We start from the raw sequence: 16,500 nt of genomic DNA on the forward strand, positions 1-16,500 counted from the left end.
CTACTCTTCGTCGCGCTTGCGGCGGCGCCTCAAAGCCAAGGCCGCTAAAGCTGCGGCAGCGGCAGCCACCAGCATCAGCAAACCTACGAGGAGCTTGTCGCCGGTCTGCGCCAAAGGCGTCAGCCACTTCACCAGCGTCTTCCACCCGCTTTCGATGAGGTTCGTGCTCCACGGGTCCTCGGGATCGGGGTTCTCGGGGTTGGGGTTCTCGGGATTCTGCGGATCTCCCTCATCGCCCGGCTCCTCGGGGAACTCCTTGTAGAACCCGAGGTCGACGCGCTTGCTCGTCCCAATGGCCCAATGATCGGGATCCAGAAGGTCGTAGCCGCGCCCGTAGGCGTCGAGGATATCCCTCACGCGCACCACTTCCAGCGCCTCGGTTACACCGGTCAGCTCCGGCGCCGTCTGTCCCATCAGGTTCAGGTGGCCAAGGTCGTTGTCCACGTCGTCGGCCACACCTTCGGGATTGAAGGGCACGAACTCGCCCTCGCCGTCGATGTCCATGCGCACACGGTAGCGATAGGCCTTGCCGTAGCCGTCCACCAGGGGAAGGTCGGTGAACGCGTAGGTGCCGTCCTCGTTGGGCAGCTGCGAGGCAACTACCTCCCACTCGCCTTCCGAAAGAATGCCGTCGTCCTCACCGCGCACCGGCGCCGTCTCGCCTTCGGATTCGGCGGCATCGTCCTCCGTCGGCACATTCGGCGTCGCCGAATCGCCCGTCTCGGGCGTCGTCAGGTCGTCGGCCGCGTCGGCAGCGTCAAGCGGCTCGCTCAGGGCTTGAGCCGCCATCCCTCCCTCGGCTTCGCCGCCCTCCCCCTCAGACTCCGTCGGCGCTTCGGGCGTACTCGGCTCCGCAGGCTCTGCGGGATCCGTCGGCTCCTCGGGCTCATCGGGCCCAACGGGCGTCGGCGGCTCTTCCGGGTCCGTCGGATCCGTCGGCTCTTCCGGCTCAGTCGGCTCCTCCGGACCTTCCGGATCGACGGGCTCGGAGGGCTCGGTCGGCTCCTCGGTCTCTCCCAAATCGGCCAAGGTCGGGTACTCGCGACTGGCGGCAATGATGGGCTCGCCCTCGCGATCGAGGTGGCTGCCCGCCATGCCGTCGCCCTGGCGACTGCCCACACCGGCATCGTAGGCCTCCTGGGCAGAGACGGCCTGGCGCTCCAGATAGACCGTCGAGGAGGTCCAGGGTCGCTCGTCGCCGCGCTGCACGCCGTCCTTGTCGTCGTCGATGAACACCTTGCCGCTAATTTCTACGCGCAAGTACTCCACCAGGCCCGCATCGTTATAGAGGCTGTCGCGCGTGCCCGCCGTCGACCAGCGGTTGTTCAGCGCTTCTCCCGCTCCTTGGTACCAGGGGCCCGCAATGGCCACGTCGGCCGATTCTCCCGAGGTAAGAGGCCGCGCCAAAACCATCAGCCCGTCGAGACCGGCGTCGGGCACCAGGCGCGTCGTCTCCTCGTCCAAATCGGAATCGATGACGGGATTGTTGCGCGCTGCCCGTCCCAGCTCCTCGTCGGCCGGCTCCGTCGCGTTCAGCTCGGTCACGCCCCAACCGTCGGGAATATCGGCCACATGGGCACGGTAGCCGTAAACCACCGTATTGTTGCTGTCGTAGGGCGACGGACCCGTGGCATCCAGACCCTCGAATACCCAGCGACCCTCTTCGTCAGTCAAGCGTTCCTGGGTGCCGAAGCCCTTGTCGTAGATCCACACGGCCTCGCTGCCCTCGGTCTCGCCCTGATACCAGTAGCGCGTCAGCGTCACCTTCACCCCCGGCACGCCGTCCTCGAAGACCGGCACCTCCTGGCCGTTCTCGTCGGTACGAATGCCAGCCTCGCCGGCCTTCTGGTTGTACAGGCCGTTGCGATCCTCGTCGTCCCACACGCGGCCCGCGATGGACGCGGCATGGGGAATGGCCACACCGCCGTCGCCGCCGTGGACGCTCACGCCGTGGGGCACATCGAGCGCCACGGCCGCGCCCGCCGAACTGGCCGCGGTCAGCGTGCCGCCGGCCGCAGTCAGGGTCGCCTCGTACTGGTGCCCGTCATCGGGGTCGGCCACCGTGCTCAGCAGCGCGTAGCCATCGTCGAGCGTGACGGTTCCGCCGTTGACGGCACTCAGGGCCACGCGCTGGCGCAGGTACAGCGTGCCGTCGGCGGCGCGGTCCAGATCGGAGTCGATGTCGGGATAGGCCCCGTCCTCAGCGCGGAACATGGTGGGGTTGCCGCCGGTGGGCTCGGCCATGGACACCCGGTAGCGCGCCGGCATCATCAGAGCGTCATCGCCGCCCGTGGTGCCGGGAGCCGCCAAGTCAACCCACCGACCGTCGGCCGTCTGCTGCACGTAGGCCGCCAGGCCGGTGAAGCGGTAGGTGCCCGAAGCGTCGGTAGTGGTAACCCGCGCACCGGCCGGAGCGGGCGCCGAGGGCTCCTGGGGTGCCGCGGCGCCCACGGGAGTGTAGCCGTCGGAGCGACCCAGGTTCTCGGCCAAGGTGGTAACCGTGCAGGTATCCGCCACATCCTCGGTGCCCTTCAGGCGCACCGACACCGTGTAGGTGGTACGGGGCGCCAGGCCAGTCAACACCGTCAGACCGCCGCTCTCATCGGCCGTCCAGGTCTGGCCGTCCGCGGAGTACTCCCAACCGGCATCCTCCGCCGCCCCCTCGGGCAGGGGCAGCTCGCGGCTGACCAGCACCGAACCGCTCGTCACCTTCAGTCCCAGGCCCGCGGGCGTGTCCACGGCACAGGTGCCCGTGGTGCTTACCTTCAGCATATCCTCGGGGCCGGTGGTACCCACGGCGCGGCAGGCCACCGTGTACTCGGTAAGGGGCTGGATGGCGTAGCCGGCCGTGCGGTCGAACACGCCGCGCGCGCCGGGCCACGGCGTGTCGCCGCCGTACCACACGTCGTCCTGGCCGGCGCCGATGAGGCGGTACTCCATGCCCTCCATCACGTAACGCACGGTGACCGTGGTGTCGGTGGCGCGCAAGTTGCCCACCACCACTTCGCCGCCCGAGGCGCCGAAGTCGGGGTTCTTCACCCAGCGCGTGCCGTCGAAGTACTCCTGGGTCAGGTACAGCGGCTGGCCGTCCAGACCGGGCTCGGTGAAGTCGCGCACCACACTCGTGGGCGCAGCCTCAGCCTCCGCCCCGGCGGCTGCCGCTGCAGCGGTGCGCAGGAAGGCCGTAGTCGAGCCGTCGCGCAGGCCGTTGTAGTTGTCGTCGATCCACACGGTGCCCTCGATGGTCTGACCCACGGGGATGAAGCCGCCGTTCATGCGAATCTCGTCGAAGCCCTTGGAGATGTCGAAGGAGGCCTCGGCCGCCGCGCCCACGGGCACGTCGCGCAGGTAGGCCTCGGCCATGCCGTCGCTGGCCGCAGAGGCCAGCACGATGCGACCGTCCACCACCGACGGCCCCGAGCCGTTGCGGGCCGCCACGCGGTTGGCGGCGCTGAAGGCCAGCGGGTAATCGTCGCCGTAGCCCACCGGCACCTGCAGCGCCGAGGCGCCCACGGCCTGGCCGGGGCGATGGGCCTTGGAGGCCTCGTCGTCGATCCCATCCACCAGGCGAGTGACCGGCAGACCGGCCACGCTGGCGCTCAGCGAGGCGGCGTCGGCCGAGCCCTCCACGGCAATGGTGTAGCCCAGCAGGTGCTGCTTGGCCGGATCGGCGTCATCGCCGTCGGGATCCTCCTCCACCGGTGTGCAGATGGGCACGTTGCGGAAGGCGAAGGCGCCCAGGGCGTCGGTAGTGGCCACGTCGTCGAAGGGACCGCTGTCCTCTACGTAGCGCGTCCACTGCTCGGCCTGCTCGTCCCACACCCAGGCCTGCAGGTACACGCGCTTGCCGGCCAGGCCCTGCTCGTCGGCGTCGCAAATACCGTCGTAGTCGCTATCGTAGAACAGGGTGCCGGCGATGGTCTTCACCTGGCGCAGGCGAATGCCCGCGTCGTTGAAGGCACGGTCGCTGGCCGTGGCAGCGTCGTAGGTAAGCACCGGCTCGGTGGGCAGGGCGTCGGCCAAAATACCGAAGAGCGGCTGGTCCATGCCCCAGGCCCGGGCCCGCAGACTCGCGCCCGTGCCCAGCACCAGGTTCGGGTTATAGGGATTGGCCGCTTGCACGTCGTTCAACGTGGTGGAGCTGTCGGCCCGCGCCTGATCCAGCAGCACCGTGTACTCATCGCGCTCGCGGCTCATCAAGTAAGCGTCGTCGTACACCAAATCCGAATCCTCGGTGGGATCGGTGCCGCGCTGGTAGCGCGTGGTCAGATAGGTACGGCGCTTGTACTTGCCGTCGGTGATGCGAGTGCGGTAGGCGAACACCGTCAGCGAGCCGTCGGCCTCGCGCCGCTGGGTGGCCAGGTTGTCGAAACGGTACACGCCGGCGCGCACCGCGCCGTCGGCGGCCACGTTCGCCCCGGTCAGCATCGAGTGGTTCATCACCAGCGGGTTCGTCAGGTCGGCGTAGTCCTTCTCGAAGTAATCGTCCCAAGCCTCTTGGGGAGCCCAGGTGGTGTCGGGAATCCAACCGTCGGCGCCGTCGGACACGTAGCGCTCGAGGGTCACCTGCACGCCGTCCACGCCGGGCTCCTCCTCGGTGGGGTTGCCCGCCGCGTCCTTGTTCTGCATACCGTCGTTGTCCTCGTCGTTCCACACCACGCCCACCAGGGCACGCTCAGGCGCCGGCAGCTGGCCGGCGTCGCCGCCGGGCACCAGCACGGTGCCCGTGGCCTCGTCCACAGGGCAGTCGCTGCGCAGGGTCAGCCAGTCGTAGCGTACCGGAGCGCCGCTGACGGTATCGGTGCCCGGCAAGGTCACCTGCGAGTCCTGATCGGGACGGGCCGTCAGGGCCACGCCCGCCAGAATGACCTGGCCGTCATGGGGCCGCAGGGCCGGCCGCGCCGCTCCGTTGGCGCCGCGCACCATTTCCCGGTCGGCCACGATCAGCGTTTTCGCGTCCACGATGTCGGAGTCGGCTCCCACCGCCCCGCCGGCCGCATGCTCGCGGGTGGGCAGCCACCAGTTGTCGTCGGTGGTCTCGGAAGTGCCCTTGTCGTCTACGTGAGTGCTCAGCAGGCGCACGCGGTAGGCTGCCAGATAGTGGCTGCCATCGGGGGCGCTGTAGGCGGCAGGCAGGTGGTCGAAGGTGTAGGTGCCCTCCTCGTCGGTGAGCACGCCCACCTCGCCCTCGGCCAGGGCCGACCAGGCACCCTCGTCGCGCAGGAAGCCGCCGGTCACCAGCGGCACCGTCTGGGTCACCGTAGTGCCGGTGCCCGTACCGTCGTCCACCTCCACCGTGGTCGACGAGCGCTTGTCGTTGCCGAACTGCTCGTTGCGGAACCAGTGGCTGCCACCGTCGGCGGCGTTGGTGCGCGTCGGGTCGTAGTACCACTGGGTCAGCGCCACCGGCTCGCCGGCCATGCCCGGCTCCACCAGCGCGCCGTCGGCGGTGCGCTCATCGGACTGCACGCCGTCGTAGTCGCCGTCGTTCCACACGCGGCCGGTCACCGAGGCCTGGGGAATCTCCACCAGGCCCGCGTCCCACATCTCATAGCGCTGGGCGTTGTTCAGGTCGTAGTCCACCGACAGGCGCCCCACCTTCACCGTGCGCACGTCGTTGGTCTGGGTGGTGTCGCTCGGCTCGCCGGCCAGCACGATCATCGCCCCCGACGACAGGCCCGTGTCGAAGTCGAAGGCCGTCTCAGAGCCCGGCTCGTTCAGGTAGAACACCGGCTCGGTCTGGGTCTGGTCGGCCGGGTTCGGGCCGTCCAGGGGAATGGAGCGCACGTCGGAGTCAAGCTCCTCATCCACCGCCCCGCTGGTGTCGTAGGCGCTGTTGCGCTTCGTGATGGCGAAGTCCTGGCCCAAGGCTTCCAGGTCGTCCTGGTTGATGCGCAGGCGATACCCGGCAAGGAACTTCTCGCGCTCGTCATCGGGCTTGTAGATGTCGCGGTCGTTGGGGTCGGGCACATAGGTGGGCAGGCCCTTGAACACGTACTGGCCGGCCTTGTTGGTCACCTGGGTGCGCTCGGGCTGGTTGGGCACCAGCTCCCAGCCACCCTTGCCCTCCCCCTTCGAGTCGGGGTTCCACCAGTACTGCTCCAGGGACACCGTCAGGCCTTCCACACCGGGCTCCAGCGGATCCTGCACGCCGTCGTAGTTCTGGTCGTGCCACACGTAGTTGCCCAGGTAGCCCTTGGTGCCGTCCACGTAGCCCAGACCCAGCTTGCGATACACCGCATAGCCCAGAGCCGGGTCGTTCTGCTCGTACACGGCATGGCCTTGCGCATCCAGGGGCACCGCGCCGTCGAAGGGATAGGTCTCGCCGCGGCCCTTCACCAGGTACAGGTCGTTATCCCACACGCCGTCGGCCCCCGGCTGCTCCAGCGGGTCCTTCGTCTGCAGATAGGGCGTGGGCTTGATCAGACGCGCGGTCACCTTGTTCTCGGCCCGCAGGCAGTAGCGATAGCCTGGCTGCAGGCGGAAGGCGAACTCGCCCGAGGCGTCCGTCTCCATGACGGCGGGGTTGCCCTCGGTGTCGATGACCGGGTCATCGGAGAACGTCTTGGTCTCGGGGTCGTAGCGATGCACGCTCACCACGATGCGGCCCAGGCGCATCTCGGTATTGCTCGTGGCCGCCACTGCCGGGTTCGACGGATCGGACTGGTGGTCCAGCAAGCCGTCGATGAAATCGGGCTCCAGATCGGTGCCGTCGGCCAGCTTGTCGTCGCGGAAGGCCACGCCCGTGAACTCCACGGGGCGGGCAATGCCCACGTCGTAGCTGGTGGCCTCGGCGTCGTAGGCGCGGTGGGCGCCGTCGGGGTTCATAAAGGCGTCCTCATGGGCCTTGAAGTAGGCCTCGTCGTAGGTCTTGTCCACGCCCGTGCCCTTGATGCCCTTCACCTCGATGGCGTTCTGGGTGACGGCGTACATGGCCGTCTCGTCCTCGGGAGTGGCGGGGTCATCGGCCACGCGGGTGATCTCCAGCGGGTTGTCGGCCACGCCGTCGCCGTCCTTGTCGGGCCCGATGGACTTCGTGGTGATGGAGTAGTTTGCATAGGCCCGCGGGAACACGTAGCGCAGCTTGTAGCGGCCGGGCTTCAGGTTCGACAGAATCCAGTAGCCCTTGTTGTTATAGTAGTCCGACTCGGTGGTGAAGCTCACCGGGCCGCCGGCGTCGGCGTTCACGTAGCCGCCGCCGCTGTTGCGCAGCGGCTCGCCGGTCTTGGCGTCGCACTGCACCCAGCGATCCTGGCCGGCACCGGCGGCGTCCTTGATCTCACGCACCACCTGGCCGTCGCGGTTGACCGCCAGGCCGTACTCGTTCAGCAGCTCCACGGTCACGCCGTTCACGCCCGGATCGTCGGGGGTGCCGTCGTAGTCCAAGTCGCGGAACAGGGCCCGCGTCTCGGTCAGGGTGCCGTCAGCCGCCGTGTAGGCGCCCTTCCAGGCCCCGGTTTCCGCGTCGAAGGTCTTGGCGGTGGACAGCAGGAAGCGACCGTTCGAGGCACGGTGGTAGGTGGTCTGACGACCCAGGTCGTCCTTCACCACCGGGCCGTCGGTGTCGTTCTGCAGGCCGTCCCAGTTGAAGTCGAACCACACGTAGTCGCCCAGGTATCCGCGACCCTCGGGGGCGTCGATGAAGGCGCCCGAGGTCTTCAGCTCCAGGGCGCGGGCCGAGGCGTCGTGGGCATCGGTCTTGCCGGCGCCGTTGATGCGCTGCACGAAGGTGTTCCACTGGGTCACCTGGGCCAGGCGCTTCGACAGGTCGGGGTTGGAGCCCTCGTTCTCGCCGGGCTTGGCGTCCAGGTTCAGATCGAAGGTGGCGTCGCCCTTGGTGGAGCCCAGGTACTTGGGCAGGTTCAGCGGCGCGTGCATCTGGTAGCTCAGGCGGATGTAGCCCTGGCACGGCAGGAACATCTCGTCATCATCCACCTGGGTCCAGAAGGCCCGCAGCCCCTTCTGCAACACCTCGGCCTCGTCGGGATGGGCCGCCACGTAGCTCTTCAGCTCGCTTAGGGGCACGAAGCCGTCCTGGCGCAGCAGGGCCGGGTCGTGGCGACGCTCGTTGATCCACTTCATCTTGGCCGACGAGGTGCCCTGGGCCCACAGATGCGGCAGGTCGGTCTCGGCCTTGCACACCAGCTTGCCGTCGCGCCACTCGTAGGGGCCGGCCCACACCTGGGCTTCCGCGGCGGTTAGCTCGCGGCCCTTCGGGTACAGCGGATCGCCGGGATCGAACCGCGTCAGCTTGATGGAGTCGAGATCCTTGATCCAGCCGTTCCACGTGGACTCGCGCTTCTGCGGGGCCGCCTTCGTGCCGTTGTACACCTTGGTGTCATCGGTATGGGGCAGCACGTTCAGGAACGTGGTGCGCACGTAGTTCTGGGCCACCGACATATTGGCGCCGGGGTTGTCGGCCTGCAGGAAGTAGGTGTAGTCGCTGCCCTCGGGCACCGCGGCCGGACCGTTGATGTTGCGGGTGTACAAGGTGCTTATCTGCGAGGTGACGAAGTTTGACTGGTCCTGGGTGATGTTCGACGAGAAGCCCACGGCCGCCAGCTGCAACGCCAGCATCATCTGGTTGGTGTTGCCGTCCAGGTTGGTGTCGCGGGTGTCCAGCACGAAGCTGGTCTTATCGGCGCCCTGCACCTCGGGAATGTAGGGCTCGTAGTTGCCCTTCTTGTAACCGTAGCCCGTGGTGTTCAAAAGCTCGGTGGGAATGGACGAGTTCGCGTCGTCGCGCACGGGCATCATGAACTCGATGACCACGGCCTGACCCATGCGCAGCGCGCCGCGGGTCACCTCGCCCGTCTCGTCGGGGTGTCCGGTGAAGCGCCAGTCCATGAACTTGCGGTCATAGCCCGTGGCCACGTCGCCCAGCTTGTCCACCACGGTCAGGTTGCCGCCCACCTGGGGCTGAATCAGCGTGATCTCGGGAACGTCCACCACTTCCTCGGTCTTGAAGAAGGGGTCACGGTTCTCGACGTGGTAGGTCCACATAGGCTTGGTGTCGTCCAGGTTCTGGGCGTACTCCACCACCTTGTTCTGGGTGATCACCTGGCCCGTGGGCAGAGTGGTCTCCACCTTCTCCACCACGGCGGTGCTCGTGTAGTTCTCGTTCAGCGGATGGCTCGACGACAGGGTGTCGCCATAGGGCACGTAGGCGAAGTCGCTCGGCGTCATGGTGCCCGCCGCTCCGAAGCCCTCGATGAAGGGCAGCAGGATGGACAGGTCGGGGTTCGAGCACGAGTCGGGGTTGCGCCCGTAGATGCCCAAGGTGTCCATCTGCTCCTTAGAAAGATTGGTGAGCGTCAGACGGAAGCGCATCATCTTCGACACGTTCAAATCCAGCGAGGGCGTACCCGGGGCCCAGCGGAAGGCGTCGCCTGCGTTGCCGTTGAAGTAGGCCTGCTCCAGGTCGATCTTCAGCGTGGGGTACTCCTCGTCGCGGTAGAAGCCGGCGCGGGCGCGCTCGGGCTCGCAGAACTTCGTGTCATCGTAGCGCAGCACCGCCGAGGCGTAGTGGTTCAGATGCACGGCGGACGTGGAGGCCACCTCGCTGTCGCCGCCGGCGCCGTCGTCCACCTCGTCAAGCACGTAGGTCTCGCACAGCACGCCAGCTGCGTTGTTCGTCAGCGTCAGCGGCATCTGGCTCTGGGGGCGCAGGATGCGCTTGCCCGTGGCCGAGATCATGTAGCCGCCGTTCTCGTCCTTCTGCCATTCCCAGCCGGTGTTCAGGCGCTCGGGATCCACCTCGTCGGCCTCCTGCTTGCCCGCGGTGGCCTCGGCGTAGGTCTCGCTGCTGTAGTCGTCGGGGGCGGCGTCCACATCCAGGCGGAACCCGTGGGGCACCGGCGTGGCGTAGGTGGCCGCACTGTCCAGCAGGGCCTCGCGGCCGGTCTTACCCGGCTCCACGGCCTTCACGATCCAGCGAATCTGGCGGATGTCCTGGTTGGCCGAGCCGGTCAGGTGCGTGGTGTCGATGGCCACATTCTGTTTATCCGACACCGCATAGCCCGCCGGGTCGCCGATGATCTGCCACGAGCCCTGGGCCTCGTCAGCCGTATTGAAGTCGGCCACGTCATCCTCGCCGTACCAGTAGTCGCGGTCGGCATCGGTGCCGGGCAGGGCGTAGTTCTCGCGGTCGTTGCGCTCGGCGCCGTTCTGCTCGTAGTACACGCTCTTCAGCGAGCCCGTGGCGCAGTTCACGGTGCGGGCCAGCACGAACACGCGCAGCTGGCTCTCGGTGCGGGCAGCGTCGTTCAAAGGCGCGCCGCGGCGCTCCACCTCAACGGGCTCGCCGTCCTCGCCGGTCACCGTTTCCGTGATGGTCTCATATTCCGCACCGGGCACCTCCCACACGCCGGTGTTCACCGTCTTCACCTGCGGACGCGTGCGCACCGTGGGGTTGGCGGCGTCGAACAGCGGCGCATCGTAGGAGATGGAATCGAGCGTGGCCCAGTAGGGCACCTGCCAGTCCACCATGAAGCTGTTCACGGCGCCGCCCGTGTTTACCGCCTGGGTGACGTAGAACTGGTTGGAGCCGCCGCCGTGGGCGTCGTCGGCCAGGCTGAGGGCGAAGTCGGGGTCGGTCATCAGGCGGCGCAGATCGAAGGTGTCGGCGCGCACCGAGGCCGAGGGTTTGCGAATCTTGAAGTACCCCGAGGTGGCCGCCGTGTAGACGTCGGTGAACTGGCTGTCGCGGTCGTAGTCCACCGCCTCCACCACCTGGCCCGTGGCCGTATCAGTGTACTGCTCGTGGTCCTCCTGCTTGTTCACGAAGCGGAAGCGGGCCAGATCCTGGGCCGCGAAGCCATAGGGCACCATGGCCACGTTGGCCGGCACGCCCTCGGGCAGCTTCGCCTCCTGCACCGTGGGCTTCGCCGGCTGGCTGCCGTGGGTCCAGCCCACGCCGCCCTTAGTGGGATCGAGCCAGTCCATGGTAGTGTCGTGCACCGTGGCGTACACGGTGGACTCGCCGCCGTCCCAGGTGCGAATCTGCTGGATCTGCTGGGCGTAGGCCGCCTGCATGTCCTCCAGCACCGACTCGTCCTCGGGCAGGTTGTCCATGCGCGTGCGCACCTTCAGGGTAAGCACGTCCCCTACCCCGAAGTAGCCGTCGGCGTGGGCGCCGCTCCAGAAGGCCTCCAGCAGGCTGGGGTAGGCGGCGAACTCCTCGTCGGTGGCGTCGTCGGGCGGCGCCAGCTCGAACACCACTACCTCGTTGGCGCGCGCCCGCTCCTTCACCGGATCGCCCGCGGGAATGACGTCGGACGGGTCGTCCTTATCCGGCTTGGCGTAGGTGCTGTCGCTGAAGTTGTTGGCGCCGTAGTTGGGCTGATGGGTGATGTTGATGGTCCAGCCGGCCTCCACCATCTGCTTGGGCGTCAATGTCTCCGTCACCGGCGCGGCGGCCCCGCGCGGCGTGTGGGTCCATTCCACAAAGAACTGGTAGTCGTCGCCCTCGTAGTCGGCGTAGTTGGCCGTAGACAGTGCGGCGCTCTTGTAGAAGGACAGCGCGTCGGGCAGATGCAGTGCGTACACCAGCTTGGCATGGTTCACCGGCGACTCGTCGTAGTCCACGGTGCCCGGGTTGTTGCGCAAGGTAGCGGCGTACCACAGGGTGTCGCCGTACTCCCACGACTGCTCGTCGGCCCCGGTGAAGGCGCCGTCCTTATCCAGCACGCCGTGGCGCTGGGCGGCACCCTGGCCCACAGCGGTGGCGCGGTCGGCCATGATCTCGTAGTCCACCGACAGGTTCGGCGAGGCCCAGCTGCGCAGCTTCAGCCCGGTCATCAGACCGCCGTCCACGGTGGCATCGGCCTTACCCGTGGCCTTGCGAACGAAGGCCTCGGTGGTGCGCACGTCATCGTTGCCGTTCAGGCCCTTAGTGGTGGCCTCGGACAGCGCCAGGGGCGCCCGGAAGCCGTAGTCCTCCACGTTCAGGCCCGCATGGGTGGCGCCCGTTACCATGCCCAGACCGTTTTCGGTCTCGGTATAGCGACGGGTAAAGCCGGGCAGCTTGTTGGTTTTCTTCTTCTCGAGGTTGATCTGGCTCACCGAGGACGGATCGCGCAGCGAGGTGCCATCGTCCAAGGCGTCGAAGGGCAGACAGCCGATCTCAGAGAAGGTATAGCGCCAGACGTAGCGCCAGGAGGAGTACTCGACTTCCACCTTGCCCACCTTCGACCAAGTTTCTGCCGTGGCAGAATCTAGGAGGGCGTAGTCTTTCCCTTCCTCAGAGGAAAGGGTGGTCACGGGACGGGTGTCGATCCAGGTGTATTGCCCCGTCTGGAAGTTCCAGAGCTTATCTTGGTTCCAGCGCACCACACTTGTCGCAACGCGCGTCTGGCGCGCGTCAAGGCGCATATCATCGCCTTCGCCGCCGCGCCGGCGCAGCTGGGCCGCACCGCCCACCAAGTAGGGATTGCCGGAAATATCGCCATCGCTCAGGAACTGGTAGTTGTCCACGGCGCTCGTCACGTAGGTGCGGATATTCTCGGAGGAGCGGAGCACCTCGTCGTACTTCCCCTTCTCGCGCGCTGCCTGGGTGTTCTCGCCGATGGTCATCACATTGAACTTGAAGGTGTCCATGTCGTAGGCATCGATGGCCTGCTCGCGGTCCGGGTCGCCGTTGGGCCCGTCGCCCTTGGCGGTGAAGCGCACCACGAAGCGATACTGCTCGGTGCCCGTATTCTCATCGGCCACGCGCTCGTAGGTGATGGTGGCGTCAAAGTCGTTCCAGGGATCGGGCGCGTCCAGGGCATTGGCCAGTTTCGCGCGACCGGCAGTCGTGGCGTCGGCCTTGTTCGCATAGTTCACCGACCAGTCGCCGTTCTCGAACTTTTGCGTATAGCCGATCAGGCGCGGATAGGGAATGCCCGTGCTCTTGTGGATGGGCACGATGTTCTCGGGCAGCACCGTGGTTACCACGGGCAGCGCCAAGGAGCCCATCTGGCCGCCATCCACGGCGTAGGTATGGCTGCGGCGCTCCCAACGGCCACGGTTCTCGTAGGCGGTGCGAATCTGATTGCCGTCGTCGTCGGTGGTGTAGGAGGTGTAGATCTCCTGACCCTGGTAGTTGGCGTCCTGAGCCAGGTCGTTCCACCAGTAGCGATTCTCCACATGGATGTTCAGCTGGCGGACGTCGCCCTCGCCCTTCAGATAGTACTGGTCGATATCATCGCCCACGCCGTCGTCGCCTACGGTGTTCCACACGCGCACGAAGGGCTTGCGCTGCACGGCGTTCGTACCCGTCTGCGCATAGAGGTTGGCAGCGTACTCCAACGAGTCCGATCCGTCCTTGTAGGCCTTAGACCAAGCCACCTCGGTAGTGGTGTTAAGCACCTTGGCGCCGCCGGGGTTGTCGTCGGTGGTGCGCACCGTGTTGTTCTGCACCGTGCGCCCGTTCACGCTGGGCATATTGGGCGAACCGTAGGACTGGTCCCAGACGGGATCGAGCTTGTAGTCGTCGCCGTCGCGGCGCCCCACCCAACGGTAGTCCATGCCCAGCTGCTGGGTGTGGTTGCGGTCGCCGTCGGAGTACTTGTCGCCGTCAGCCTCGGTCACGCGGCCCTCGTAGTGGTCAAGGTCGTACACCTGGAAGTAGGCACTCGACTTGGAGGCCACTTGGCCCTGAACGGTATCGGGGCCCGTTACCTCGCGGGTGTCGAAGGGGCGCACCAGCACACGGTCGTACCAGGCGCCGTTGGCGTTGTTGCCGAACACGTGGGCGTCTACGTCCACGTTGATCTTGTAGCCGGCGTTGCCCTTATAGATGTCGGGGTCGGCGGCGTTGTCAATGGAACCCACCGGCTGACCGCTCTCGTCCACCGCACCGTCTATGTTGCGGCCGAACCACTTGCCCAAAGGCTGCGTTACGGTGATCTTCAGCACCCACGGCTGCGAGCTCTGACAGTAATCCTCTGTCTTGATGGAGGCCTGGGCGCTGCCGGCATCCGGCGCCGCCAGACTCTCGTAGGAAGTAGCACCCGTGGCCGCTGACACGTCGGGCTGCGATCCGCTCTTCAGCGCGCGGCCGTTGCGATAGTCGGCCGGGTTCTGGGAATCGCTCGGCGCATCATAGCCCGCGTAAGCGCTCCAGGGACTCTGCACCACTTCCACCGTCACGCGCGAAGCATCGATGGGACGGTAGGTCTCCTTCAGGTTGGCGCTCGTGGTCTGACCGTCCCAGCCGTTCACCGACTGCAGCACCGAGGCGCTTACCTGCGGGTTGCCCTCCGCGTCCAGCACCGGCTCGGTGCCGCGGGGCATCACGTAGGTGAACTCCACGCCGTCCAGGGTGCGGTCGCCGTAGTTCAGCGCCTGCAAACGGGCCGTATAGCCCTGGTTGTACTGAAGAGCCGCATCGTACTGGTTCCACAAAAAGCCGCGCCAGTCGTACAGCTGCTTGGCTCCGCTGGGATCGTAGACGAACCAACGCTCATGGGGATCCCAGGTACGGTACTTGCGCTGGGACTCGTACTCCGCCGTGCCGCTATGGGACAGGCCCGTGGCATCGGGGATCATCTGACTGGCCGTGGCCAGCCAGGCCTTCTGCAAGTGCACACGGGTCTCCGACCAAATAAGCGGCGTGGTGCTGCCCCAACGCTTCGAAGCGTCGGTACCGCCCTTGGTGCGGGCGCTGGTCACGAAGCTCCAGTAGTCGCGAATATAGGTATTCTCCTGCTTGAAGTTAAGCGGCTCGTCGTTAGGCGTGATCAGCCACGTGTCGCTGGGAAGCTGGCCCTGCACCTGGGCGAGCGTGCCCAAAGGCGAGCGCGGCGTGTAGCGAGCCAGCTGCAGGTTCTTCGAGGTTTTCACATCCTCGTCCAGGTAAACGCCGCCCGTGCCGTCCTCGCCGTTGCGGTTTGTCTCCACGTAGCCGTAGGAAATCCACGTGTCGTACCACCAGCGCCCATCCTCGTACTTGCGGTTCGTAGCGGTACCGGGAATGGCGGCGTAGGAGCCGTCGAACATCTCCCACAAGTCGCAATGGCGCGGCCGATCCGCCGTGAAAGCGGCATCGTGCAGCAGCGAATCCATGTCCATGAGCACATTCGAAGTATCGACGAACGTAACGCCCACGCCCAGGCCCGTGTTGCCGAACGAGCTGCCTGCCAGCGGGTTGCAGCCGGCATTGGACCAGGAGGACCAGTACTCGCCGAGGCGCGGGAAGTAGGCTGGCTCGGCGCCCGTCGTACCCGTTTGAGCGCCAATGCCGCTGCTGTTCAGGTTCGTGTACACCTGCGGCAAACCATCCACCGCCGCGCACACGTCGAACCACAGCTCGAGGGTATCGCCCACCTCCACGCAGGTGCTGTTGGCAGCAGGCTTGTCCACCGGCGCCCAAGGATCGCGCTCAGCGGGAACCGGACGCGTCTCGTTGGCTGCCGCCTCCTGAACCGGCACCCACTCGATGCGGAACAGGCCGAAGCGCGTCTCGCCGCTCACGCCCGCCGCCTGGGGGTTCAGGTCGGCAAAGGGCTTGCCCCAGTTGTTGTTCGCGTAGCCCTTCGGGCTGTTGGCGTAGGCCATGGCCCCACCGTAGTCGGGGGCCAGTTCAGGGGCATCCTCCTCGGCCACCCGCGTCACCTTCAGCGTCATGCCCGCCGTGCGCTCGGCCAGCACGTCCTGGCCCGCCGCGTTCGTCCAGCGAATCCGACCAGCTAGGCGCTCGGCCAGGTATGCGACCGTCACATCCTGCCCCTGGTCGTCCTTCAGGTAGTCCAGCGGAATACGCTCGTAGAATACGGGGTTATAGAGCTCGCCCTCGACGTCGGTACGTCCCTGGTTGCCGGAGCCCTTCTTCACGTTCACTAAGGTGTCCTTGTACCACAGGCGCTCTCCTGGAATGTAGCCGGTTTTCTGGGCGGCGTTGCTGGAGAAGCTTGCCGCAGCGGCCGTCTCGGAGCCGAACACTTGGTTCTGGAAGCGCACTACTGGGTTGCGTCGCGCCACGGTGAAGGGCTCTGCCGTTTTGCCGGAGTCCTGCTTGATGCGGCCCCAGTCGCGAGCGATGGGATCGGTGCGCTTCAGACCGCCCGCCTGCTCTACCACCGGCTGCCCCGCCCCGTCGGTAACCGAATTGCCGGCCTCATCGACGGCATAGGTGGTGGCATCGAAGAAGTCGAGAGTGGTGCGCTCCTGGTGGTAGTGGGTGTAGCCCACGTCCAGAATGACGCCGGCGTCAGTCCAGCTTTCGTCCTGCTCGACGTTGGCAGCCAAGAGACCGCGCACGTCCTGGTAGCGACCAACGCCGACCAAGGCCACGTCCTCCAGACGGTAGGCCGATACGGCGCCGTTATACAAGCCGCCCGCAGGCAGATCGTAGTAGGTCCAACGCACCTCGGTGATGGTGCGGAAGGGGTTCACATTGACCAGATGGGTGTCATCGTAGGCCACGTTCTGGGCGTAGGTGGCACGCACCGTGGCCTCGTCGAGCCACGCGCCCGAACCTTCGTTGGCCAAGGGGTCAAAGTACTCCACCTTGATCGA

Annotated in this window: 1 protein-coding gene (running past one end of the window); it reads right to left on the reverse strand. The window is 66.6% G+C overall.

Going from position 1 to position 16,500, the window contains the following annotated elements:
• A protein-coding gene (locus QZ307_RS03755; protein WP_295996071.1) for an SdrD B-like domain-containing protein crosses the window boundary here: on the reverse strand, window positions 1–16,500 show its 3' portion. The gene runs 14,388 nt beyond the window's last position; 16,500 of the gene's 30,888 nt are visible here — the last part of the coding sequence; its start codon lies off the right edge, out of view; it ends in the stop codon at window positions 1–3.

The sequence above is a fragment of the uncultured Adlercreutzia sp. genome (assembly GCA_910585575.1).
GTDB lineage: Bacteria > Actinomycetota > Coriobacteriia > Coriobacteriales > Eggerthellaceae > Adlercreutzia.